Annotated in this window: 25 protein-coding genes; 11 read left to right on the top strand and 14 right to left on the bottom strand. The window is 61.2% G+C overall.

The genetic code is table 11. From position 1 onward, the window contains the following. Nucleotides 1-117 precede the first annotated feature (117 nt). Nucleotides 118-321, top strand: coding sequence for a helix-turn-helix transcriptional regulator (locus RFM98_RS25115; RefSeq protein ID WP_320311371.1), 204 nt, complete (start codon nucleotides 118-120; stop codon nucleotides 319-321). 356 nt (nucleotides 322-677) lie between these two features. Continuing rightward, nucleotides 678-1,238 carry a hypothetical protein gene (locus RFM98_RS25125; protein WP_320311316.1) on the top strand — a complete coding sequence of 187 codons (561 nt, stop codon included), beginning with the start codon at nucleotides 678-680 and terminating at the stop codon, nucleotides 1,236-1,238. 165 nt (nucleotides 1,239-1,403) lie between these two features. Here the strand turns inward: RFM98_RS25125 and hxsA are convergent, their stop codons facing one another. The 4 genes from hxsA to RFM98_RS25145 are packed head-to-tail and all read right to left on the bottom strand — an operon-like array spanning nucleotide 1,404 to nucleotide 4,688. Further along, nucleotides 1,404-1,925 (bottom strand): His-Xaa-Ser repeat protein HxsA, encoded by a 522-nt coding sequence (hxsA, locus tag RFM98_RS25130; protein WP_320311317.1) that lies wholly within the window; start codon nucleotides 1,923-1,925, stop codon nucleotides 1,404-1,406. After that, a complete protein-coding gene (hxsC, locus tag RFM98_RS25135) occupies nucleotides 1,922-3,022 on the bottom strand; it encodes a His-Xaa-Ser system radical SAM maturase HxsC (protein ID WP_320311318.1) in 1,101 nt (366 codons plus the stop codon). The genes hxsA and hxsC overlap by 4 nt, the downstream gene beginning before the upstream one ends. Beyond that, nucleotides 3,019-4,428 carry a His-Xaa-Ser system radical SAM maturase HxsB gene (gene hxsB / locus RFM98_RS25140; RefSeq protein WP_320311319.1) on the bottom strand — a complete coding sequence of 470 codons (1,410 nt, stop codon included), beginning with the start codon at nucleotides 4,426-4,428 and terminating at the stop codon, nucleotides 3,019-3,021. The genes hxsC and hxsB overlap by 4 nt, the downstream gene beginning before the upstream one ends. Next, entirely contained in the window at nucleotides 4,425-4,688 is a 264-nt protein-coding gene (locus RFM98_RS25145) for a hypothetical protein (protein ID WP_320311320.1), read from the bottom strand. The genes hxsB and RFM98_RS25145 overlap by 4 nt, the downstream gene beginning before the upstream one ends. 75 nt (nucleotides 4,689-4,763) lie before the next feature. Here RFM98_RS25145 and RFM98_RS31435 point away from each other — a divergent pair, with 75 nt between their 5' ends. Beyond that, nucleotides 4,764-5,096 carry a DUF4113 domain-containing protein gene (locus RFM98_RS31435; RefSeq protein ID WP_430682346.1) on the top strand — a complete coding sequence of 111 codons (333 nt, stop codon included), beginning with the start codon at nucleotides 4,764-4,766 and terminating at the stop codon, nucleotides 5,094-5,096. A gap of 83 nt (nucleotides 5,097-5,179) precedes the next feature. Further along, nucleotides 5,180-6,655, top strand: coding sequence for a DUF8370 family protein (locus RFM98_RS25150; RefSeq protein ID WP_320311321.1), 1,476 nt, complete (start codon nucleotides 5,180-5,182; stop codon nucleotides 6,653-6,655). Nucleotides 6,656-6,815: 160 nt separating this feature from the next. Here RFM98_RS25150 and RFM98_RS25155 read toward each other — a convergent pair whose 3' ends face one another. After that, nucleotides 6,816-7,877, bottom strand: coding sequence for a tyrosine-type recombinase/integrase (locus RFM98_RS25155; RefSeq protein ID WP_320311322.1), 1,062 nt, complete (start codon nucleotides 7,875-7,877; stop codon nucleotides 6,816-6,818). Nucleotides 7,878-7,992: 115 nt separating this feature from the next. Here RFM98_RS25155 and dusA point away from each other — a divergent pair, with 115 nt between their 5' ends. Beyond that, on the top strand, nucleotides 7,993-8,991 hold the full coding sequence (gene dusA, locus RFM98_RS25160; protein ID WP_320311323.1) for a tRNA dihydrouridine(20/20a) synthase DusA: 999 nt from the start codon (nucleotides 7,993-7,995) through the stop codon (nucleotides 8,989-8,991). Between the two features lie 21 nt (nucleotides 8,992-9,012). Here dusA and RFM98_RS25165 read toward each other — a convergent pair whose 3' ends face one another. Next, nucleotides 9,013-9,717: a TIGR02281 family clan AA aspartic protease gene (locus RFM98_RS25165; RefSeq protein WP_320311324.1), complete on the bottom strand. Its 705-nt coding sequence runs from the start codon at nucleotides 9,715-9,717 to the stop codon at nucleotides 9,013-9,015. A 10-nt stretch (nucleotides 9,718-9,727) separates the two neighbouring features. Then, a complete protein-coding gene (locus RFM98_RS25170; RefSeq protein WP_320216018.1) occupies nucleotides 9,728-9,958 on the bottom strand; it encodes a DUF1289 domain-containing protein in 231 nt (76 codons plus the stop codon). Between the two features lie 165 nt (nucleotides 9,959-10,123). Between RFM98_RS25170 and RFM98_RS25175 the strand changes: the two genes are divergently transcribed. Then, on the top strand, nucleotides 10,124-11,119 hold the full coding sequence (locus RFM98_RS25175; protein ID WP_320311325.1) for a nicotinate-nucleotide--dimethylbenzimidazole phosphoribosyltransferase: 996 nt from the start codon (nucleotides 10,124-10,126) through the stop codon (nucleotides 11,117-11,119). Between the two features lie 17 nt (nucleotides 11,120-11,136). Here RFM98_RS25175 and RFM98_RS25180 read toward each other — a convergent pair whose 3' ends face one another. Continuing rightward, nucleotides 11,137-12,660, bottom strand: coding sequence for a sensor histidine kinase (locus RFM98_RS25180; RefSeq protein ID WP_320311326.1), 1,524 nt, complete (start codon nucleotides 12,658-12,660; stop codon nucleotides 11,137-11,139). A gap of 76 nt (nucleotides 12,661-12,736) precedes the next feature. Between RFM98_RS25180 and RFM98_RS25185 the strand changes: the two genes are divergently transcribed. The 4 genes from RFM98_RS25185 (at nucleotide 12,737) to RFM98_RS25200 (ending at nucleotide 15,280) form a co-directional block, all read left to right on the top strand. Next, nucleotides 12,737-13,360, top strand: a complete 624-nt coding sequence (locus RFM98_RS25185; protein ID WP_320311327.1) for a thermonuclease family protein — start codon at nucleotides 12,737-12,739, stop codon at nucleotides 13,358-13,360. A gap of 63 nt (nucleotides 13,361-13,423) precedes the next feature. Then, nucleotides 13,424-14,035: a glutathione S-transferase gene (locus RFM98_RS25190; protein WP_320311328.1), complete on the top strand. Its 612-nt coding sequence runs from the start codon at nucleotides 13,424-13,426 to the stop codon at nucleotides 14,033-14,035. Nucleotides 14,036-14,063: 28 nt separating this feature from the next. Then, nucleotides 14,064-14,681 carry a uracil-DNA glycosylase family protein gene (locus tag RFM98_RS25195; protein WP_320311329.1) on the top strand — a complete coding sequence of 206 codons (618 nt, stop codon included), beginning with the start codon at nucleotides 14,064-14,066 and terminating at the stop codon, nucleotides 14,679-14,681. Between the two features lie 107 nt (nucleotides 14,682-14,788). Then, nucleotides 14,789-15,280, top strand: coding sequence for an Lrp/AsnC family transcriptional regulator (locus RFM98_RS25200; RefSeq protein WP_006205209.1), 492 nt, complete (start codon nucleotides 14,789-14,791; stop codon nucleotides 15,278-15,280). A gap of 43 nt (nucleotides 15,281-15,323) precedes the next feature. On the opposite strand, the gene RFM98_RS25205 is transcribed toward RFM98_RS25200, so the two are convergent. After that, nucleotides 15,324-15,890 carry a DUF3299 domain-containing protein gene (locus RFM98_RS25205; protein ID WP_320311330.1) on the bottom strand — a complete coding sequence of 189 codons (567 nt, stop codon included), beginning with the start codon at nucleotides 15,888-15,890 and terminating at the stop codon, nucleotides 15,324-15,326. A gap of 249 nt (nucleotides 15,891-16,139) precedes the next feature. Between RFM98_RS25205 and RFM98_RS25210 the strand changes: the two genes are divergently transcribed. Then, nucleotides 16,140-17,492: a DUF7986 domain-containing protein gene (locus RFM98_RS25210; protein WP_320311331.1), complete on the top strand. Its 1,353-nt coding sequence runs from the start codon at nucleotides 16,140-16,142 to the stop codon at nucleotides 17,490-17,492. Between the two features lie 65 nt (nucleotides 17,493-17,557). Here RFM98_RS25210 and RFM98_RS25215 read toward each other — a convergent pair whose 3' ends face one another. The 5 genes from RFM98_RS25215 to RFM98_RS25235 all read right to left on the bottom strand — a co-directional run bounded on the left by RFM98_RS25215 (nucleotide 17,558) and on the right by RFM98_RS25235 (nucleotide 21,327). After that, the gene (locus RFM98_RS25215; protein WP_320311332.1) at nucleotides 17,558-18,136 is read right to left on the bottom strand and encodes a GNAT family N-acetyltransferase; all 579 of its coding nucleotides are present in this window, start codon (nucleotides 18,134-18,136) and stop codon (nucleotides 17,558-17,560) included. Then, nucleotides 18,096-18,800, bottom strand: coding sequence for a DNA alkylation repair protein (locus RFM98_RS25220; protein ID WP_320311333.1), 705 nt, complete (start codon nucleotides 18,798-18,800; stop codon nucleotides 18,096-18,098). Before RFM98_RS25220 ends, RFM98_RS25215 begins: the two co-directional genes overlap by 41 nt. A gap of 6 nt (nucleotides 18,801-18,806) precedes the next feature. Continuing rightward, nucleotides 18,807-19,676, bottom strand: coding sequence for an NAD(P)-dependent oxidoreductase (locus tag RFM98_RS25225; protein ID WP_320311334.1), 870 nt, complete (start codon nucleotides 19,674-19,676; stop codon nucleotides 18,807-18,809). 113 nt (nucleotides 19,677-19,789) lie between these two features. Then, the gene (locus RFM98_RS25230; RefSeq protein ID WP_320311335.1) at nucleotides 19,790-20,614 is read right to left on the bottom strand and encodes an ABC transporter permease; all 825 of its coding nucleotides are present in this window, start codon (nucleotides 20,612-20,614) and stop codon (nucleotides 19,790-19,792) included. Further along, a complete protein-coding gene (locus tag RFM98_RS25235; protein ID WP_320311336.1) occupies nucleotides 20,611-21,327 on the bottom strand; it encodes an ABC transporter permease in 717 nt (238 codons plus the stop codon). Before RFM98_RS25235 ends, RFM98_RS25230 begins: the two co-directional genes overlap by 4 nt. Between the last annotated feature and the right edge of the window lie 76 nt (nucleotides 21,328-21,403).

Genomic DNA, 21,403 nt, shown 5'->3' on the forward strand with positions numbered 1-21,403 from the left:
ACACGTCCGATTTGCCGCCGTTTCCACGCCACAGGCGGATGAGGCGCCAAGTCTAATTGCGTCCAGCATAGGTGTGCCCTCTGTCCCAGCAGAGGTCAGCAACAACCAATGACAAGCATGCCCGAGCAGGATCGCATTATACGTCTCAGAACCGTCCTTGACCGGACTGGCCTGTCCCGCTCGACCCTCTATCGCAAGATTGCCGAAGGCACGTTCCCGGCCCAGATCAAGATCAGCATAAACGGGGCGGGCTGGCGCGAATCCGATGTCAATCGATGGGTCGGCAATCCCGTTGGATGGCGAAAAGAAAGTCAGTTCTGATTGCGAGACAAACGAACGCCAGGGCCACGGCCATTCTCCGGAATGAATTCAATGCCAGCGCGTTCGAACGTGCTTCTTATCAGATCCACAGTCGATTGCTTCAACGTCTCGCCTCTTTCGAAACGAACAATCGTCTGGGTGGATATTTTGGCTTCTTTTGAGAGGTCTAAAACACCCCATCCTAATGCAGCCCGAGCCATACGGCACTGCACCGGATTCATAAAATCACCATTTTATGGTGATTTTGGTTGCTTAGGTAATGCACTGTGTGTAGTCTCGGTTTCACTTGGCGGCCGGAAGGGTGATGCAACACCAATCCGGCCTGGCCACGCCAAAGCTGTTGAGGAGCTCGGATCATGGCTGATTCCGACAATAGCACGACTTTGCCTTCCGTCACGCACGGGCCAGGGCAACAGCAGAGGGCGCGCGCGGACGATCGTTTGGACGGTGCGGACCCGGTACTTGCGCTGCTCCAAGGCTGGTTGCGAGCACAGCATGTCTCGCGGGTCCTTTGCCGACTTCAACAACGCCTAGAGCGGCGCGTTCTCGACGCTGCCGCCCCTGACGCGATGGAGACGAAGGTCAGCTATTCGATCGCCTGTCAGGCAGAAGTCGAGGCCACGACTGCTGCCTTGAAGCTTCAAGACAAAATCCCCCACGTGCAGGCGCGATCACTTCTCGGCGTCGTCGCCAAGCTCGAAATCATCGCTGGTGCTGACCGCGACATCGACGATCCAACAGACTTTCCCTGGCCGCATATCGCTTCGGCCCTTGCCGACTTGAAGAAAATCGCCGGGAGCCTGCCGCTTGGACGGCCTGAGCGGTTCGTCGTTCAGGCGGACTGTAGGCGTTACAAAGAGGTGGCGGCCGACCTCGTCGGTCTGCGAATGCAGGGCGCTAACATTCGTGTAGGCTGACTCTGGGATCGAAAGGCTGCACTGACGGCAGGGCGCCATCGGTTGTGGTTCCTCCAAAATTGACATCCCTTTAGCGATCCCGAGCCGCTTCATTTGGGCGGCCAGCCGTGAACATCAGTATGGCAACATGATCGGCCGGGAATGGCACCTCAGAGGGATCGGTCGCTAGTTGGCTACGATCTTCAATGCAGTCAGCGTTTCCGGCGTGATCGTCCCCGTGATTTTCAGGTTGTAATCAGCCTGGAGCCTGGTGAGGCCGTCCCGCATTTCGGGGCTCATTTTCCCGTCCAACTCGCCATTGTAGTAACCGTATGCCAACATCGCGAATTGAACCTGCAATACTATGTCTTTGAATTTGTTGGAATTGCCGGGAAGAGTGGCCAGAGGCGCCGGAGCAACTGGGGCCGGCTGTTGGTAAGTGGTGGAGGGCGCCTGGTACACCGGAGCCGCCGGCGCCGGGGGGACGTAGTAGGTTCCGCCAGCGGACGAGCGATGGCTGCTGTGGGAGCTATGGCTACTATGGCTACTGTGGCCGGCCAGGATGTATTTGTGGTCGAGCTTGAAGATATCGAACAGCGATTTCGCTTTGCCGCCGTCTGGCGGAGGGACGGACGGCAAAGCGATGCTCTCGGCCGGCATGAAGCCTGCGGCGAGCAACGAGGGGATGGCAAATATCCGTTTCGTCATGCGATTCCAAACCTCCCGTAACCGTGCGTTTTGGGGTGCCATTCGAAAAAGCCGCCGCACTCCTGGCGCAGACTGCAGGCAGCACATTCCTCGACGTAAGACCGCTTCCAGTCCGAGATCGTCGAAGGAGCATAAGACTGGTAGGCGCGCGGGACCGTGCAGAGCGGGAAATTGTAGAGCTTGGTTCGAACGCCGCGTGCCACAGCGATATCCAGCGCCCTGGCTATCTGATCAAAGCCAGTCGAACTGTCGAAGAACAGGGTACTCCAGTTCTTCCGGCCGTAGCCGATGTTCTCGAGCTGCATGATGGCCCAGACTTCGACAAAGGGCAGGGCGGTGGTCACCAACTTTGCAAGGTCCAGCAATCCCGGCGCGTTGGGTTTCGTCAGCACCGTGCGAAGCTCTATCCTGGCTCCAACCTGGCACAAGAGGGCAAGGTTCGGCCTGAGCTGCTCGAAGGCGCCGGGTTTGCCGACGATGTCATCGTGGACCGCGCTGTCGCTCGAATAGACCGGTATCCCCCACAGAACTCGGGTCAAGTCCAGGTCTCTGAGAACCGGAAGATCGGAGCGGTCGAAATGCTGGCCGTTGGTGAGGATATGGAAGTGGACGTCCGGTCTTGCTGCCATCGTCCGGCGCAGGAACTCGAACAGCTTGGCTTTGTAAAGCGTGGGCTCACCGCCCGAAAGCCCGATGGTCGAGTGTTCCGGCGCCAGCAGCACCGCGGTCTCGAACAGCGGAAACATGTCAACGTGGTGCTTCTTGGGCGGCTGGGAGCACATCACACAGATCTGGTCGCAACGCTCGGTCACCAGAAGCGTGTTGTGACGCGAGCTTGCCCTTATCAAACGGTGCGCTGTCTTGCGGGTCGGCACCACCAGCATTGTGTCCCCGTCCAGTTCGGACGGATCTACCCCAAAGACGCGCAAGGAGCCGGTTGCGCCCGAGTAGTGAGACGCCTCACCATCAACAAAATCCAGCGTCACATCGTGGGGATGAAGCACATCAGGGCGTGGAGACGTCCCCTCGAATGAACGGAGCCGGGCGACGTATGGCTCCGTCGCGTCGGTGTCGACTTTCAGCCTCAGCGGGATCATGCGAGCCGCGGGAACATGTGATCTCCCCAGGACGGCACCCGAGCCCACCTGGCCACCGACGCACGCGCCGGCTCATCGCTGCGCTGGATGACCTCGACGATCTTGTCAAACAGCGCCATGTGGCGCCCGCAGAACCAAGTCTCACTGCGCGGTCCATCCACGCGACCGGTCCGCGAGAGGTCGTCGACCACATCGGTTCCGCAGAATGGCTGATAGACGCAATGAATGCAGTCCGGATCGAAGTTGTTGAGTGACGCCTGGTTAAGGAGCTGCACCTTCTGGTGGTCGAGTCCGGCCGCGACATCGCCGACCGACAGATCGACGCGACCGATGCGCGAGAGCATCCGGGCCTCGTCGGTCGGATACAGCCGGCCATCGTGGTCGACGACAAGATAGTCGGAGGCGAAAAAATTTGGGTTGCGCAGGTCAACATGCTCGTCGACGCCCGATCTCACAAACCGCCTAAGGCTCTGGCTGAAATAGTATTCTTCGACATAGCGCCCGGTGCGATGGTTACGCTCAATCAGATAGTCGATAAAGGCCGCATGAAAGCTGTTCCATCTGGCAACGGCGTTTGGGTCTCCCCTACGCCTGCGCGCAAACCCCTGATGGTTGATGGGGCGGAGATAGATGGACTGCATTCCATACAGTTCAAAACTGTCGACCAGCGCATCAAAGTCCGGCGGGCGGTCAATGTCGATTGTGGGCAGCGCCGAGACTCTGCCGGGTCCCAAACGCTGGACCGCGTCTTTGAGGTTGCCGAGAAAGGCTTTGGTCAGGGCTGGGGTGTGAGTTCGCTGGCGCTCATGTGTTGCCGGGTCGCCGTCCAATGACGTGCTGAGAAAGGTGTCTTCCGCCTCCAGAAAGGCCCATTCGCGCTCCTCGAGCCGTTGGAGATTGGTGCACACAACGAACTGGCTGCCCGGGAACCGTTCCCGGGCGAAGGTCCGGACCCGCTCGAGGATATCGATGCGCAAAAGGGGCTCACCGCCCTGGAACTCGATTTTGACGCGCGGTCCCTTCATCGCGGAAATAAGCTGCAGGACGTGGTCAAGCGTGGCTTCGGTCCAGTCGAAGCCTGCCGCGGATTCGGGCGCCCGCGAGACCTGGCAGTAATCGCAGGTCAGATTGCAGCGCAGCGTCGGCACTAGAATAAGATAGTCGAGGGTCCGTTGCCTGGCCTGACGTGCTGTCCAGCGATAGGCAAATCCCATCCAGTCAGGATCACCCTGCTCCTGAAACGAGTGGCCATTCGCGCGCAGAAACACCTCGTCGGCCTCGCAAAGAGAGCCGGCAGCGTATCGGTCCAGAAATGGCCGGTCTGCGAAGAAGTACCCGCCGGCGTCATCGGCGAAGATCATCCGTTCCGCGCCCACTTCCCTGAATTTCAAGGGCCATACGGTCATCTGGCGGTGACTGCATTGATCAAGTTCTGCCGCAGGGGCAGGGTCTCGGCGTAAACCTTTTCTCGATAGACGGCATAGGAGACCTGTCTCCTGATCTCGTCGGCCGCCGCAGCTGCAACTCCCTGCACTTCAACTCCACTTTCGGTTGCCGTAAACCGCAAGTGCGGATGCTGAGCCTGAAGACGTAAAAGCGCGCCGTCCACAAATTGCTGAAACGTTTGTGGAATTTCGACTGCCAGTTGAAGGAGAGTATCGCCCACTATTCACACACCCCTAACCCCAACTCATCATAGGCAAAATCGCAACTGAAATATATGTCCAATTATTCGTCGGATATGGTTTTCCGCACGGAATTTTGTGGCGGTGGGCTGAACCAAGGCGGATGCAGCAGCGACCAAAGCCGCCGCGGCGGCCTGGCGAGACGGTCATCGTTACGCCAAAGCCGGCATCATGCTGACCGAGCTGGTACCGGTCGCGAAGGCGTAGACCTCGATGCTGGCAACGATGGACCAGGACGAGCGGCGACCGCTCAGGTGAATGCCAGGTTCGGGCGAGGGGCCCTTTACCCCGCTGCAATGGGGGTGAAGCGGCCATGGGCGACCAAGTTCGAGCGTAAATCGCCGAGTTTCACAACCCATTGGGAGGAACTGCCAAAGCTGGCGGCGTAGTGGCCAGCATCGCCACCGTCCCGATACGATGGTAATACTGAGAATAAAGCGTATGTTTTCCACGACATGCCCGGGGGAGTTAAATGGCAACATATTTCAACGAGTATTTCGGCGTAGTTCGTGACCAGGTTGACGACTACGGGGCATTCAATATCTCGATCATCAATGATCTGCCCCTGTTTATCGACCCCTTCCTGCTATTCCACAGCCCGGACGCGCGCTACCAGGCCCTGCATGCTGACATTCTGAAGTACATCAAGTTCCTTCGCGACGCGGTCATTGCCGGCAGAATCAACAAGGATCTTATTGCGGCGTGGTTTTTCTTCTCTGAGGTGCGGCAGAACTGGCTGGGTTTCTCGCTTGTCGGCAACGGTGGGTCCGGGCTGGGGGAAGGCTTCGCGAACGCGCTCAGCCGTAACCTTGCCGACCTCTTCGCAGACTTCGGTGAGGAAAAGATCACAAAGGGAAGCCACGTTGAGAAGGTCTGCCTCGTCCAGAATGGCGTCGGGCGAGACAACATCAGCGACTTCACCACCAACCTCATCAAGGACTTCCTGTGCGGCTATACGCAGGCCTTTGCCTTGGTGCACATTGACGCCTCTCTGCGCAGGAAAGTGTGGGTAGACAAGGCGCGCTTCAACTACGAGACCAGCGCATGGGAGCGCCGGCAGTACGAACTGCCTTGGCTCGCGCGCGATCAGGACTACGTCCTACTTACCCCGAAGGACATCCTTACCCGCGACGAGAACTGGATTAACCGAACCGACATGATCCGGGACTTCGAAAACATACCGACCGCAATCCCCGACAGCGAGCTTCGGGGACAGGTCTTTGCCTATTTTGAGAGGGTCATGGCCAAGCATGAAGACAGAGAGCCCAGCCAGCAAGAGCGTGACGAAGCAGCAGTCAAGACCATCATCAAATTCCCGGCCTTGGTCGACTACTACATCAAAACAAAAGAGCAGAGTGGTGATGAGGCTGTCGACATCAGCACCGAGCGCGTGCTGCTCACACGCCAGATTTTTGAGGAGCAGGTCCGCCTCCTGCAGATGGATCTCGCTAACTATACGCCATTCTATGCGATCGCGGGAAGCACGTACGAAGAGACCCATCAGCGTCTGGCTTACCTGAAGGACGTTATCGAGAACAAGGGCGGGCACCGCATCTTCTGGCACTCTGGCAAGGCTATCCAGCGGGAGAGTGACCTTCACGTGTTGGCAAGGCTGGTCTGGTTCGGGTCGCCATCCGATGTCGGCGCCGAGGCCAACGACGGCCGAGGGCCGGTCGACTACAAGATCACACGGGGCGCCTTCGACAAGACTCTTATTGAGATGAAACTTGCCAAGAACACCTCGCTCAAACGCAACCTAGAGAAGCAACTGCCGATCTACCAGGCGGCCAGCGACGCCAAGGGGGGGATCAAGGCCATCATCTACTTCAGCCTGGATGAGAAGATGAGGGTTGACGCAATACTGGACGAACTGAAGCTGACGGGCCACAAGGACGTCGTCTTGATAGACGCGAGGGCAGACAACAAGCCGTCTGGATCGAAAGCGTAACCTCATGGCCAGCCCTATCATGGAAGCGCTGAAGCAGTTTGCGGCAGCAGAAGCGAACCTCGCCAAGGCCAAAGCCGCTGCTCCTTCGAAGCCCGACCCTAGTTGTGCGAACACAACGCAACGGGCAGCTCGACTAATGCTTCCGGCCCTCCCGCCTCAACTATGCAGCCTTCGCCTTGTGGATAGTATGAAGCATCTCGGGCTTTAGATGCGTGTAGCGTCGCAGCATCTTCCAATCCTTGTGCCCTGTGACCAGCGCTACCTGTTCAATGGTGAACCCAGCCTCGAAAAGCCGGCTCGTCCCTTCGTGCCGCAAATCGTGAAAATGAAGGTCGCGGATATCTAGGTCACCGCAACCTCGACGGAAGGCGGTGCCGACCGACTTGTGGTTGAACGGGAAAATGCGATCATCGTCATTGCTTCGCTTTGCCAACCGCTCCTCAACAATGGCCCACGCATCGTACCCAGTTGCCCCGAATAACGGTATGCGTTGATTGTTGCCGTCCTTGTTACGGGGGTCTTTGCGGTCACGGATGAGCAGCATGCGCGTGCGAGCATCCATATCGGACCACCGCGCGTGGCAAATCTCTTCTTGGCGCATCGCGGTTGCGACTGCGAAGCGTATGATCTGGCCAACCGGTGCTATTTGGCGAACGTTTGCATCGAAGTGAGCGATGAGCCTGTCGAGTTCGTCTTGGGTCGGTCGCCTATCGCGCTGATGGCCTTTCCCAACGAGGCCAAGCCTTTTTAGAGCGACACGCGCCAAATCAACCGGTTCGACTTTGACGGGCAGGCCGTGCACCGCAGCGGCATGAGTCAGTATGAGCTTTATAAAGCCGATGTCGATGCCAAGAGTCATCGGTCCGGCGCCTTGGGCGGCGCGCTCGCGACCAAAGCGAATGAGCCGCTCGCGATCAAGCGCTGCAACGTTGCACTTCCCCAAGTGTCTTTGAAGCATATCGAGGGCCGCAGCCTTGGAGCGGCGAGGGGACTTGCCTACATCGCACATGTCGTCGATATGGAGGTCGATAAGTTCGCCGAAGGTTTTAAGGCGAGCAATGCGGGACTTGGTCGGCGTCTCACCGCGGTCGACTTGGCGTTCGGTTTCAGTTGCCCAGCGTCGTGCGTCGTCTCGGCGCAGGAAGGTCTCGCTGACGTAGCGACCCTTGCGACGAACTTGGACACGCCAGGAGCCGGATGAGAGCTTTGTGTACGTGGCCATTTTTTCGTGTGCGCTCAGTGTGCAGTGAGAGATCGAAACGTGGCGAAAAGGGTCGTATTCTGGCGTAAATTTGTGTGCACTCGGCAGGTTCTAAGGATTTGATGTTAAACAAAAAATGCTGAAAAATCAAGACCATAGACTGGCCGTGGCGCCCATGATGGACTGGACGGACAGGCATTGCCGGTTCTTCCATCGCCGGCTGACGCGCCGCGCGCTGCTATACACCGAGATGGTTGTGGCGGATGCGGTCATCCATGGCGCGCGCGAACGGTTGCTCGGTTTTGACGATGTCGAGCATCCGGTGGCGCTGCAGCTTGGCGGATCGGATCCGTCGAAGCTCGCCGAGGCAGCGCGGATCGGCGAGGCCTTCGGCTATGACGAGATCAACCTCAATGTCGGCTGCCCGTCCGACCGCGTCCAGTCGGGAACGTTCGGCGCCTGCCTGATGAAGACGCCGGCTCTGGTCGCCGAGTGCGTCGCGGCGATGAAAGTTTCGGTGAAAATCCCCGTCACCGTCAAATGCCGCATCGGCGTCGACGATCAGGACCCCGAGCCTGCTCTCGACATCCTCGCCGACGGCGTGTTCGCCGCGGGCGCCGACGCGCTCTGGGTGCATGCCCGCAAGGCCTGGCTGGAAGGGCTGAGCCCCAAGGAGAACCGCGATATTCCGCCGCTCGACTATGCGCGCGTCTACCGGTTGAAGGCCAGAAAGCCGAGCGAATTCATCGGCATCAACGGCGGCATTCAATCGCTCGGCGAGGCGTCGGCGCATCTCGGTCATGTCGACGGCGCGATGCTCGGCCGCGCGGCCTATCATACGCCCGGCATCCTCGCCGGCGTCGATGCAGCCTTCTATGGCGGGGCAAACGCCGCCTTCGATTACGCGGCGCTGATTGACGCCATGGCTGGCTATGCCGCGCGCCATATCGAACGGGGCGGGCGGCTCGGCCACATTACCCGTCATATGGTCGGACTGTTCCACGGCTTGCCCGGCGCGCGCCGCTTCAGGCAGATACTTTCCACCGATGCCAACAAACCCGGAGCCGGGGCGGAGGTGCTGAAGACCGCGTTTGCGGCAATCGATTTCGGGGCGGCGGACGCCGAGGCGGCCTGACTTTCGGTTAAGCGCGTCGCTTTAGTCCCGCAAGATCATGCGGTCGCCGCGCACGTCGAAGCCCGACAATGAGCTGATGAAGTTCATGCCGAGCAGGCTTTGCTCCAGCATGCCAGGCGCGGCGACCATCACCGGCATATCCTTGCGCACGATGCCGCCGATCGCCACTTCGTCGGTCCTGACGGTTGCCGCGCGCGCCATGCCGTTGGCGGTGGAGACGTCCACGCTGTAGCTGAGCGCCGCCGGGTTGAAACCCGCCGCTTGCGCATCTTCGGACGTCAGCACGGTGCTGGTCGCGCCGGTGTCGACCACGGCCCGCACCGGCGTGCCGTTGACCAGGATGCGGGCTTCGAAATGGCCGTTGCCGGCTTTGTCGAGCGTGACGGTCGGGCGGCCATTCTCCACGCCCAGGGCCAGTGGGCTGCCTGGGACAAGGCCGGCGGTCACGCGGCTCGCCACGTCCTGCAACTCGTAGCGATATTGGTAGCCGGCGATCAGCATGAGCACGAATGCGGCCCAGACGCCGAGGTTGCGCGCCATGTCGCCCATCGGCCGTCCCGAGCGGAGCAGGCTCGCACCAATCACGGTCACCAGCACGCCGACCCAGATCAGCCGGCCGAAATCGTTGTTGTTCATGCCGAAGGTGCGGCCGGACGAGTTGTTGAGCACGAGCAGCACGACCCCGACGCCGATCACCGCCATCACGATCCAGAACAGCCGGTTCATCGGTTCTTTCTCACAAAACGCCGCGCTCGCGCGCCATGCGGGTACGCCGGGTTTCGCGGCGCGGCCGCCGCTCGACCGTTTCGAGCCGTGCCGGCAATTCGGCCATCACCGTCCGGCGCGTTTCCGGGGTCATCGTGAGCCAGCCGGAAATCTCGTCGCGCGTGCGGCCGCAACCAAAGCAGAAGCCGGTTTTCATATCGATCGAACAGACCAGGATGCAGGGAGATTCGATGGCGGTCATGCTGTTCTCTTGCCTTTATTCCACATGGTGCAACCGCCGGAGCAATGCAAGCCCTCCGCAATGCGCCGCAAGGCAACGCTTTCGCGGCATCATCAGGCGGTTGTGCCGGCTGGAGAAGGCGGCTATGCCGCTTGCGACTTCCGCAACGAACCGCGACCGACATAAATGACCGCAACGCCTTTCGACGATTTCCGAAGCCTTCTGGCGGCGTTGCCGCCCGCCGATCACGCGGCGGAGGCTCGTGTCCGCGCGGTTTTTGCCAAAGCAGACAAGCCGAAAGAATCGCTGGGGCGGATCGAGGACATTGCGGCCTGGGCTGCTGCCTGGAGCGGGCGAGCGCCGCCGGCGATCAACCGGCCGCTGGTGGCGATCTTCGCCGGCAATCACGGCGCCGTCAGGCACGGCATTTCGCCGCGGCCGGTGGCGGCGACCGCCAATGAAGTCGAGCTCTGCGCTGCCGGCGGGGCCGCGATCAACCAGGTCTGCATCGCCAACGATCTCGGCCTGAAAGTCTTCGACCTCGCATTGGACATTCCCACGGGCGACATCACCGAGGAAGCCGCGCTCGACGAGCGCGGCTGCGCCGCAACCATGGCCTTCGGCATGGAGGCGGTCGCCGGCGGCGCCGATCTTCTGTGCCTGGGCGATCTCGGGGTCGGCAATTCAACGATCGCCGCTGCCTTGTGCGCCGCGCTGTTCGGCGGCGAGGGAGGCGACTGGGTCGGGCCGGGGTCGGGCGCCGATCCCGCGATGATGGCGCGCAAGGCCGAGGTCGTGGACCGGGCGCTGGCGTTTCATGGCTCGGGTCTGGGCGATCCGCTCGAGGCCTTGCGGCGGGTCGGCGGACGCGAGTTTGCGGCGATCTGCGGCGCCATTCTTGCGGCGCGCATGGAGAAGATCCCTGTCTTGCTCGACGGGCTCGCGGCGACCGCGGCAGCTGCCGTTCTGCATGCGGCCAATCCGGGCACGCTCGATCATTGCCTGCTTGCAAGCCTGTCGCCCGAACCTGGCCACGCCAAGGCGGCCGAAGCGCTCGGACTGCGGCCGCTGCTCGGTTTTGGGATCAGCCATGGCGAAGGCGTAGGGGCCGCTCTCGCCGCCGGTATCGTCAAGGCCGCGGCGTTGACCAGTTCCGGCATGGCGGTGGCTGTCCGGCTTTAGAACCGACGGAAATTGCTTCAGCGGCGCCCGCGCGTGGCGACCGCCTTGGTCGGCAGGGCCGGCAGTTCCTCCATCACCCGGCTCAGCGGGAAGATGGCGATCGCTTCAGTGCCTTCACGCAGCTTGGAGTGAAGCTCGAACTCGCCGCCATGCATAGCGAGCAGGCCCTGCACGATCGGCAGGCCGAGGCCGGTTCCCTGTTCGGCGCTCTTGATGGCGATCGAGCCCTGGCCGAAGGCCGAAAGTACCACCGGGATTTCCTCTTCCGGAATGCCCGGGCCGTTGTCCTTGATCGAAATGTACTGGCCGCCGCCCGCCGTCCAGCCGACGCGCACGCGCACTTCACCGCCGGAGGGCGTGAACTTGATCGAATTGGACAGGAGGTTGAGCGTGATCTGCCTGACGGCGCGCTCGTCGGCGAAGAGCCGCGGCAGGGTTTCCTCGAACTCCTGGATGATGCGGATGTCCTTGTTGCGGGCGCGCAGCTCCATCATGTGGCAGCAGTCCTCGACGATCGTCAGCAGCACCACCGGCTCCTCGTTGAGCTGGTAGCGGCCGGCCTCGATGCGCGAGAGGTCGAGGATTTCGTTGATCAGGTCGAGCAGGTGCTGGCCGGACTCATGCACGTCATGGGCATAGTCGCGGTAGGTCGGATTGTTCATCGGGCCCAGCACTTCATTGGCCATCACTTCGGAGAAGCCGAGGATGGCGTTGAGCGGGGTCCTGAGCTCGTGGCTCATCGACGCGAGAAAGCGCGATTTCGCCAGATTGGCGTCCTCGGCGCGCCGCCTTGCCTCGTCCGACATCGATTTTGCCGTCTCCACCTCGGCAATCAGCGCGTCCTTCTCCGAACGGAACGAGAGCAGCATCAACGAGGCCCGGTTGAGATGACGCGCGACGTAGCCGAAGAAAGGAAGTGCCGCGATGAGGAGCGCCGCCATCGTGGCTTCGATCGGCGTCCACAGGCGCATAATGGTGTAGACATAAACGGCAACGGGAATGGCAAAGGTCGCCAACAGCGCGCCGCCAAGCGAAGAGGCCATCACGGCGGTCGTCGCCATGGCGATCAGCATCACCATGGCCTTGGCCACATGGAACTGGTCGATCTGGCATGCGTCGCAGCCGATCCAGGCGAACCACGCCCAGCCAAGGCCGCACAGGAAATGGCCGATCAGGAAGTCGCGACGCGTCTGCACCGGGTCGAGTTCGGCTGCTTCCGTCCGCTCCACGCGCCGGGCCATGAAAGCGACGATCGTGTAGCAAAGCAGTGTCGACAAGGCCCAGATGACGATTTGGTTGTCCAGGCCCGCGAGCCGGCCGATGGCCGCCACGGCAAGCACGAGCAGTGGGATCGCGATCGCGCTGACCACCATGGCGTGCGCATGCAGTTTCAGGAGTTCACGGTCGAAGTCGAGGCTGCCCGCCTGTTGCGAAAGGCGGTCGCGCGTCTTGCGCACCGCACGCGCCACATCGCTGTTGCGGTGCGGTTTACGGCGGTCCACAATAAATTTATCCGCTGTGTTCGAGCGTTGCAAAGGCATACAGACTTCAATTTCTGCGCGCAGCGACTGTCAGTTCGTTAAGCTACGTTCGAATGATTAAGAGACTGTTTGCCATATGAGCCGTTTCGGGCCGCGAGGACCGCGTCGGCGCTATGCGGCAAGTCCGCCGCTAAGCCTCTGGCGCAAGCTGCTGGACTATGGACTGGCCATCGTGCTGCTAGGGCTGCTGATCCTGGTGGCGGCGCGCCTCGACCGCTTCGAGACGCGCAAGGAGCAAGGCATCGCGATCGTCAATGACGGCGATTCGATCACGCTCGGAGCCGAGCGCATCCGCATGCGCGGTATCGATGCTCCCGAGTATCAGCAGACTTGCCGGAAAGCCGGCGCCGACTATGCCTGCGGCAAGCTGGCGCGACAGTCGCTGGTGCGGCTGATCGCCGGCAGGCCTGTTTCCTGCAGCGGCTGGCAGCGTGACCGCTACGGCCGCCTGCTCGGCGATTGCAGGGCAGGCGACACCGACCTCAGCCGTGCTCAGGTGCAGGCAGGATGGGCGGTTGCCTTCGGCGACTTCGAGACCGACGAAGCGGTGGCGAGAGCGGCGAAGGTCGGCATCTGGGCAGGCACCTTCGAGGAGCCGCGGGACTGGCGCGACAGCCATCACGATGCGCCGGTCGAGCGAAAGCACGGCACGCTGGCCTCATTGGGCGATGCGGTGCGCGAATTTTTTCGCTTCTGGTGATGGTCGGACCCGCGCCCTATGATCGGCCAAGACGCAGGAAGGATGGGAAACCGGGAGGATGGAATGAACCTGTTCGATGGCGGCCGAGCGCCCAATCCCAGGCGCGTGCGCGTCTTCCTGGCCGAAAAGGGGCTGACGGTCCCGCTTGTGCCGGTCGATATGGGCGCGCTGGAGCATCGAGGCGAGCAGGTGGCGCAGCGCAATCCGCTGCGGCGGCTGCCGGTGCTCGAGCTCGACGACGGCACCGTCATCACCGAATCGATCGCCATTTGCCGCTATTTCGAGGAGTTGCACCCCGAACCCGCGCTGTTCGGCAAGGGCGCGCTTGGCAAAGCAAAAGTCGAGATGTGGCAAAGACGCCTGGAACTGAGCCTCATGGTCAGCGTCGCCGCCGCGTTCCGGCATATCCATCCGGCGATGAAAGAGTGGGAAGTGCCGCAAATTCCGGAATGGGGCGAGGCCAACAAGCCGAAGGCAATCGAATTCCTGCACCTCCTCGACAATGAATTGGCGCAGCGCGAATTCGCCGCCGGCGACGCCTACTCGGTCGCCGACATCACCGGGATGATCGCCATCGATTTCATGAAGCCTGCCCGCATCAAGGTGCCGGAGGAGTGCACGAACGTGCTGCGCTGGTACGCGGCGCTTGCAAGCCGGCCGAGCGCAACGGCCTGAGCGACAGCAATTGGATAGTCCGCCGGATATGAGCGAAGCATTGGAGCGCCTCACCGCGAGGGTGCGGGCCTGCCGCATCTGCGTCGACCAGCCGCTCGGCCAGCCTTTGCCACATGAGCCAAGGCCAGTCCTGCAGCCATCGTCCACCGCGCGGATCCTGCTTGCCGGACAGGCGCCGGGAACCAAGGTGCATTTGTCGGGCATTCCGTTCACCGATGCTTCGGGAGATCGGCTCAGGAACTGGCTCGGCGTCAGCGCGCAAGAATTCTACAACGCCCAGAAATTCGCCATCGTCCCGATGGGCTTTTGTTTTCCCGGCCAGGACGCCAAGGGTAGCGACCTGCCGCCGCGTCGCGAATGCGCGCCGGCTTGGCGCGCTCCATTGATGGCGCTGATGCCCCGGATCGATCTGGTGCTGACCATCGGCGGTTACGCGCAGGCCTGGCATATGGGCACGGCGCGGCTGCCGTCGCTGACTGAAACAGTCAGGAATTGGCGCGCCATATGGGATGGACCGACCGTCCCGAAAGTGCTGCCGCTGCCGCATCCATCCTGGCGAAACACCGGCTGGCTGAAGAAGAATCCCTGGTTTGAAATGGATTTGCTGCCCTTCCTGAGGTCGGAAATCCGCTATCGCATCGATTAGGCATCCTGCAAGAAATCACTCGCTTTTGCCGCCATCGGCAGAATTTCTTTCTTGTTAAAGGCTCCGATAAAAGGGATTATAGCGAAACTATTCCCCTGGAGCTTCCCATGGATCGCCTCGACAGAAAAATTCTCCGCCTCCTGCAGGAGGACGCGACACTTGCGGTCGCCGATGTCGCCAAGAAGGTCGGCCTGTCGACCACGCCGTGCTGGCGGCGTATCCAGAAGCTGGAGGAGGAGGGCGTCATCAAGCGGCGAGTGGCCATCCTCGACCACGAGAAGGTCAATGTGCGTGTCACCGTCTTCGTGTCGATCCGCACCAATTCGCACAGCCATGAATGGCTGCGGCGTTTTTCCGAGGTCATCCAGGAATTCCCGGAGGTGGTCGAGTTCTACCGCATGAGCGGCGACGTCGACTACCTGCTGCGCGTGGTGGTCCCCGACATCGCCGCCTACGATGCCTTCTACAAGCGGCTGATCGCCAAGATCGAGATCCGCGACGTGTCGTCATCCTTCGCCATGGAGCAGATCAAGTATACGACCGAAATCCCGCTCGACTACATGGTGCTGGACAAGGAATCGGGCGCCAACGCGGCGTGATCGTCGCGCTCGCCGCCTTCCGCATTTGATTGGAGCGGCGAGCTTAGTTCTTCTTTTTGTTGAGAAAATTCCACGGCGAGTTGACCGGGAGCGTGACAGCGTCCGGCACGCTGTCGACGCGTACTACCTCGGCCTTGCGCACCGTGTAGCCCGACTGGACGATCGACACGCCGTCGAGGATGAAGAGCTGGCTCTTCTCCATGCCGGGTTTCAGCACGCCGGTGACCGCGACCGGCTCATATGCCTGGGACATCCTGTACGGATGCGCCGGCGTCACCAGCACGATCTGGTTCGGCGGCGGCGTCGGCATGTGGCTGCAGGCCCCGGTCCATGGCACCAGCAGGAACTGGTAGACGAGGTCGCCGTCGCGATCGACGGGCAATGAATAGCCGGCTAATTGTATGGTCCTGCCCTGCAGGTTGAGCGACAGCGTCTCGCCATGGTCGGGCAATTTTGCCGCGATCATCGGCAGGTTCGCGTCCTCGGCAACGGCTTGCGCGGCGGGCCGCAGATCCTTCCAAAGGATATGCGCCGTTTCCGCCGAGGCTTGACTGGCGGCAAAGCCAAGTACCGCAGCGATGATCGTGCCAATGTTGAGAGCCTTGTTCATTGCTGCCATTCTGGCCGGTCCGCGACTGCGAGCGAGTAAAACTGCCGTGATCTTTGAAGCATTTTTGGCCGATGGATCCGGTCGGTGCCGCGGAAAAGCTCCCGCGGAAAGTCGAGCGGAGAAATATTGGGAAATCGTTGTCCACGCCTTGCCTTGCCGGGGACTGGCACCGAAAATAGGCCGACGAATAATGGCAGCGAACGCCGCGCGTCCCTCGATGCCCGGCCCGCAAGAACTTGGAGAAGTTCCATGCCAGCCAGCCACGACCTCAGCGGACTGATGAAATTTCTCGGCCGCGACGAATGGCTCGAATGCTTCGAAGGGGTTTTCGATGAACACTTCGGGCCGATCCTCGACGAAGGCGAAGCGGAGTTTGAAGACCTTGCTGAACTCCTCGGCGACCACTGGGCGAACACCCTCTGGGGTTGCGCGTTCGAGGATTTCCTGACGCAAGATTTCGAGGGCGAACCCACCAACATCGTTGACGCATATCTGAAGCGCCGTGGCTGGAAGGAAAGCGCGCAATCAAGGGCGTATATGGCAGCGCTGAGCACCTCGGTCATGAGTTTATATGAGGTAAGTAACGTCATCCCGGGGACGTCTTTTGTGGCGCGCGATCTTATCCGCGACAGCGAGCCGATCACCGTCAGCGAGGGCAGTGCCACAAAGACTTTGAAGCAATGGGACAGGCTTGCCGCACGGATCGTGCCCGTGATGGGAAAAAACATCATGTCCGGCGGTGTCTTGCCCTTTACCCCGCAGGCCTCAGAAACATTGTTCGATGGGCTCAAGGGCCTGTTCGGCAAAAGAAATGCAAAAAAGCTACCTGCCGTCAAAGACGAAGAGCTGCAGGCGGCAGCATCCATGTTCACGCTCTCTTGGTTGTTCGATACCCTTGGAAGGGTAGCGGGGCCGAAGCTACAGAACACCGACGGTGACGAAATCGTATTCCACAACGTTCGTTTTCCGCTGGAGACCGGCGCGAGACAGGAGGATATCGCCATCCGGTTGAACAATATCCCAGCCTTCTCGCAAGCAGACGCGAAATTCTGGAACTGGCTGGAGGAAACGCCGAAAGGTGGCTCCAAAACAAATGCGGTGGCCGCTCCTGCTATGGACACTACGATGGACAACGGTTCGCCCGTGCTTGGCAACATCGAGTTGAAGGGCCGTTTCTTGCATCTGTCGGCCAATTCCGCCGCGCGGGCGACAAGAGGAACGGCGCTGATCCAGCAGACCCTTGGCGATCTTGTCCGAACTCCACTAACCGAGATCAGGACTGTCGAACAGATGATGGCCGAGGAGCCGGGCAGCGGTGCCGAAACATCGCGATCGACCATCACGCCGGAAATCGCTGAACAGACAGTCCACGAGTACTTGAATCGGCATTATCTGGAAACTCTCGATCAGCCGGTAAAAATGTTGGGAAACAAGACGCCGCGTCAGGCCGCCAAAACCACGGCCGGTCGCCAAAAACTTGTCGATTGGCTGAAATATCTCGAAAACCAGACCGCCAAGCAACCTGATCCAACTCATCCCATGGCCAGCTACAGCGTCGAGTGGATGTGGAAAGAACTCGGGGTTCATGACCTACGGCGATAGTAGCTGGAATATCCTTACTCAGCAGGCCGCGTTAGGGGCGGATAGACGTCCAAATCACCCGCTGGTTAGCGCATGAGCCGCATCACATGCCGGCGCGTGCCGGCGGTGCCGACCTCACGGAAGCCGCGCGCGACGAACATGTCGCGAAAACCCATGAAGCGATAGCTCGGTGCGGCCTCGTCGACGGGATAGGCCTCGACGATGCCCGCGCCCCTGTCGAAGGCATGGTCGATCGCGGCATCGAGCAGGGCGGAGGCCAACCCGCCGCCGCGCCATGCCCTTGGGACATAGAAGCAGGCGATCGACCAGATGCCGGTTTCACTATCGTCCTGCTGCTTAGAAAGTCGTCGATAGGTTTCGCGCGGCGCGACCGAGCACCAGCCGACCGCCTTGCCATCGAGCTCGGCGATGATGCCGACCGGGGTGCCGACATCGATGAGCGCCGTCATCATGCGCTTCTTCTCATCGTTCTGGATGTGCTCGCGGCTGGAATGGCGCCATGCCATGCACCAGCAATATTTCGGCGCGCCCGGCTGCTCGAACAGGGTTTCGAAACGGCCACGCGTTTTTTGCGTCACCTCGACAAAGCGGATGCCGGCAAGGTCAGGCTTTTGCGGCTGCGAGCCTTGCAAGCTGTTTGGCATCCGTCAGTTCCTTCACCGCATCCTTGCCGATCCAGCGCGCCGTCCTGTCCGACGATGCCGCCAGCTTCTCGGCCAGCGCAAGGGCAGGGGCGTGCAAGCTCATCGAACGCTTGCCGATCTGCCGCAGCGCCCAATTGACCGCCTTGCGGACGAAATTGCGCGGATCGCCTGCATGTTTCTCGATCAGCGGCAGATAGGCAAGGAAGGTCGCGTCCGGCTCTTTCTTCAGATGCACCGCGCTCCAGGCCAGCATGGCAAAGGCGGTGCGGCGAACGAATTCGCGTTCGTCTTCGGCGAACTCGTCGATCAGTTCGCGCCAGAACTGCGTTTCGGCAAACAGGTCGGCAACGGTGTCGACGATCTCCCAGCTGTCGAAATCCGCGGCCCAGCGCCGGCATTGACCGATGTCGACCTTCTTCGGCTCGCCGGTGAAGGCGGCCATCAGCCGCGCTTCACGGACACCGCTGTCCCATAGCAGAAGCGACCGCTGGTGGTTCTTCTTCAGCTTGCGCGCCAGCGGCCGCAATTCGGAATTGCCGACGCCGAGCGCGCTCGCGGTGTTGATGCCGAAGCGCGCCATGCCTGCCCGGTTTTCCGCAGTGCCGATCGAGCGCAGGTGGGCGACGATGTCATCGACGCTCCAGCTCGGATCGGGAAGGGCCATCGCTGTCTATTTTTCCAGGCGCGCCAGCAGCGAGGAGGTGTCCCACCGCTTGCCGCCCATCTCCTGCACATCCTTGTAGAACTGGTCGACAAGTGCCGTGACCGGCAGCTTGGCGCCGTTGCGGTTGGCCTCCGCCAGGCAGATGCCGAGGTCCTTGCGCATCCAGTCGACGGCGAAGCCGAAATCATATTTGCCGGCATTCATCGTCTTGTGGCGGTTTTCCATCTGCCAGGAACCGGCGGCGCCCTTGGAGATCACCTCGATCACCTTCTCGATGTCGAGGCCGGCCTTCTTGCCGAAATGGATGCCCTCGGCCAGCCCCTGGACAAGGCCGGCAATGGCGATCTGGTTGATCATTTTCGTCAGTTGGCCGGCGCCTGCCGATCCCATCAGGCCGACCATGCGGGCATAGGCGTCGATGACCGGCCTCGCCTTGTCGAAGGCGGCCTCGTCGCCGCCGACCATGACGGTCAGCACGCCGTTCTCGGCGCCGGCCTGGCCGCCTGACACCGGCGCGTCGAGGAAGAAGAAGCCCGCTTTGCGCGCGGCTTCGTCAAGCTCGCGCGCGACCTCGGCCGAGGCGGTGGTGTTGTCGATGAAGACGGCGCCCTTCTTCATAGCGGCGAAGGCGCCGTTCGCGCCGGTGGTCACCGAGCGCAGGTCATCGTCATTGCCGACGCAGGAGAAGACGAAGTCCTTGCCCTCGGCCGCTTCGGCCGGCGTCAGCGCCAGTGCGCCGCCATGCTGCGCCACCCACTGCTCGGCCTTTGCCTTGCTGCGATTATAGACGGTGACGTCATGACCGCCCTTGTTCCTGAGGTGCCCCGCCATCGGATAGCCCATGACGCCAAGACCGAGAAATGCAACCGATGCCATAAGCCTGCCTTCCAACAAAACAGAGATTTCAGTGCCGGAACGTCTAGGCCATGCAGCGAATTCGTCAAGGCGCCGCAAGCCGCATCGACTGGCACAGACCTTGACGGCTCAATCTAGCGATGCAGGTGGACGGTGATGCGGCGCTCGATCCATTCAACGCCGTGGCGCAGGATTTCGACCATAACCAGATAGACGATCGCCACCCAGATATAGGCCTGGATGTCGAACGACTTTGCGTAGGCGAGCTTGGCGTTGCCCATCAGGTCATAGACGGTGATGATCGCGACGATTGCCGAGGCCTTGATCATCAGGATGAGCTCGTTGCCGTAGGGCCTGAGCGCAACGATGATCGCCTGGGGCAGGACCACTTTGCGCAGCGTCTGCAATGTGTGCAGGCCAAGCGAGGCAGCACCTTCCCATTGGCCGCGCGCCACGCTTTCGATGGCGCCGCGCAGGATTTCGGCCTGATAGGCGGCCGTGTTGAGCGAGAAGGCAAAGACACCGCAATAGAAGGCCTCGCGGAAGAACCACCACAGCCCGACCGTTTCGAGCTCGGGCCGGAACGAGCCGACGCCGTAATAGACCAAGTAGGTCTGCACGAGCAGCGGCGTGCCACGGAAGAAATAGACGTAGCAATAGGCAAGCCCGGAGAGGGCCCTGTTCTTCGACATGCGGCCATAGGCCACCGGCAGCGAGAAGATGGCGCCGAGAACCATTGAGATACTCACCAGCGACAGGGTGGTTCCCAACCCCTGCAGATAAGCCGGAGCGTATCTGGCGAAGAACTCGGCGTTCCACGCATAGATCAGGTAGGCAACGATGCCGGCGCCGAGCAGCACCCAGATGCCGACCAGCGCGTAACCGAGGATGCGGGCTCGCGACCAGCCGCGCGTTTGCGGAGGCGGCTTCTCGATCGCGATAGCCTGGCTGACGCTCATCGCGCTTCCCTCCGTCCGAGGTGGCGCAGGATGTAGCCCGTGGCGATCGATGACAGGACGGCTAGCGCCAGGAAGATCAGCGCCGCGACGCTGTAGAACAGGAAGGAATGCTTGGTGACGCGCGCCGCGACGCCGGATTGGCGCAAGGTCTCCGCGAGATTGACGACCGAGACCAGCGAGGTGTCCTTGAGCAGGCTCAGCCAGCAGTTCTCAAGGCCGGGAAAAGCGATGCGTATCAGCTGCGGCAGTATCACCAGCCGCATCGTCTGCCATTTCGACAGGCCAATGGCGTAGCCGCCCTCATACTGGCCTTTCGGAATGGCACGGAACGCCGAGAGGAAGACCTCGCTGGCGTAGGAGGAAAAGATCAGCGACAGCACGATCATGCCGGCGATGAAGCTGTTGACGTCGATCGTCGCGTCCGGATTGAACAGCCGCACGACATATTGCAGCAGAAGCGGCATGCCGAAGAAGAACAGGAACAGCGTCACCAGTTCCGGCAGGCCGCGAAAGACGGTGGTGTAGATGTTGCCGGCGAGCCGCAGCGAAGGCTCTTCATGCTGCTTGGCGAAGGCGACGAAAAAACCGATCACCAGGCCAATCGGCAATGTGGCCAGCGCCAGCGCGATGGTGACCAGAACGCCAGACGCAATGTCGTCACTCCAGCCTTCCGGTCCCCAGCTGAGAAGTGTCCAAATGCTTTGGGCCGGCATTGACGGGTGGTGTCTCCGTGGCGATCCCGGAAGGATTTAAGGGCGGCGAGGGGTGCCTCGCCGCCCTTGGCTATCG

The sequence above is a fragment of the Mesorhizobium australafricanum genome (genome assembly GCF_033977265.1).
Classification (GTDB): domain Bacteria; phylum Pseudomonadota; class Alphaproteobacteria; order Rhizobiales; family Rhizobiaceae; genus Mesorhizobium; species Mesorhizobium australafricanum.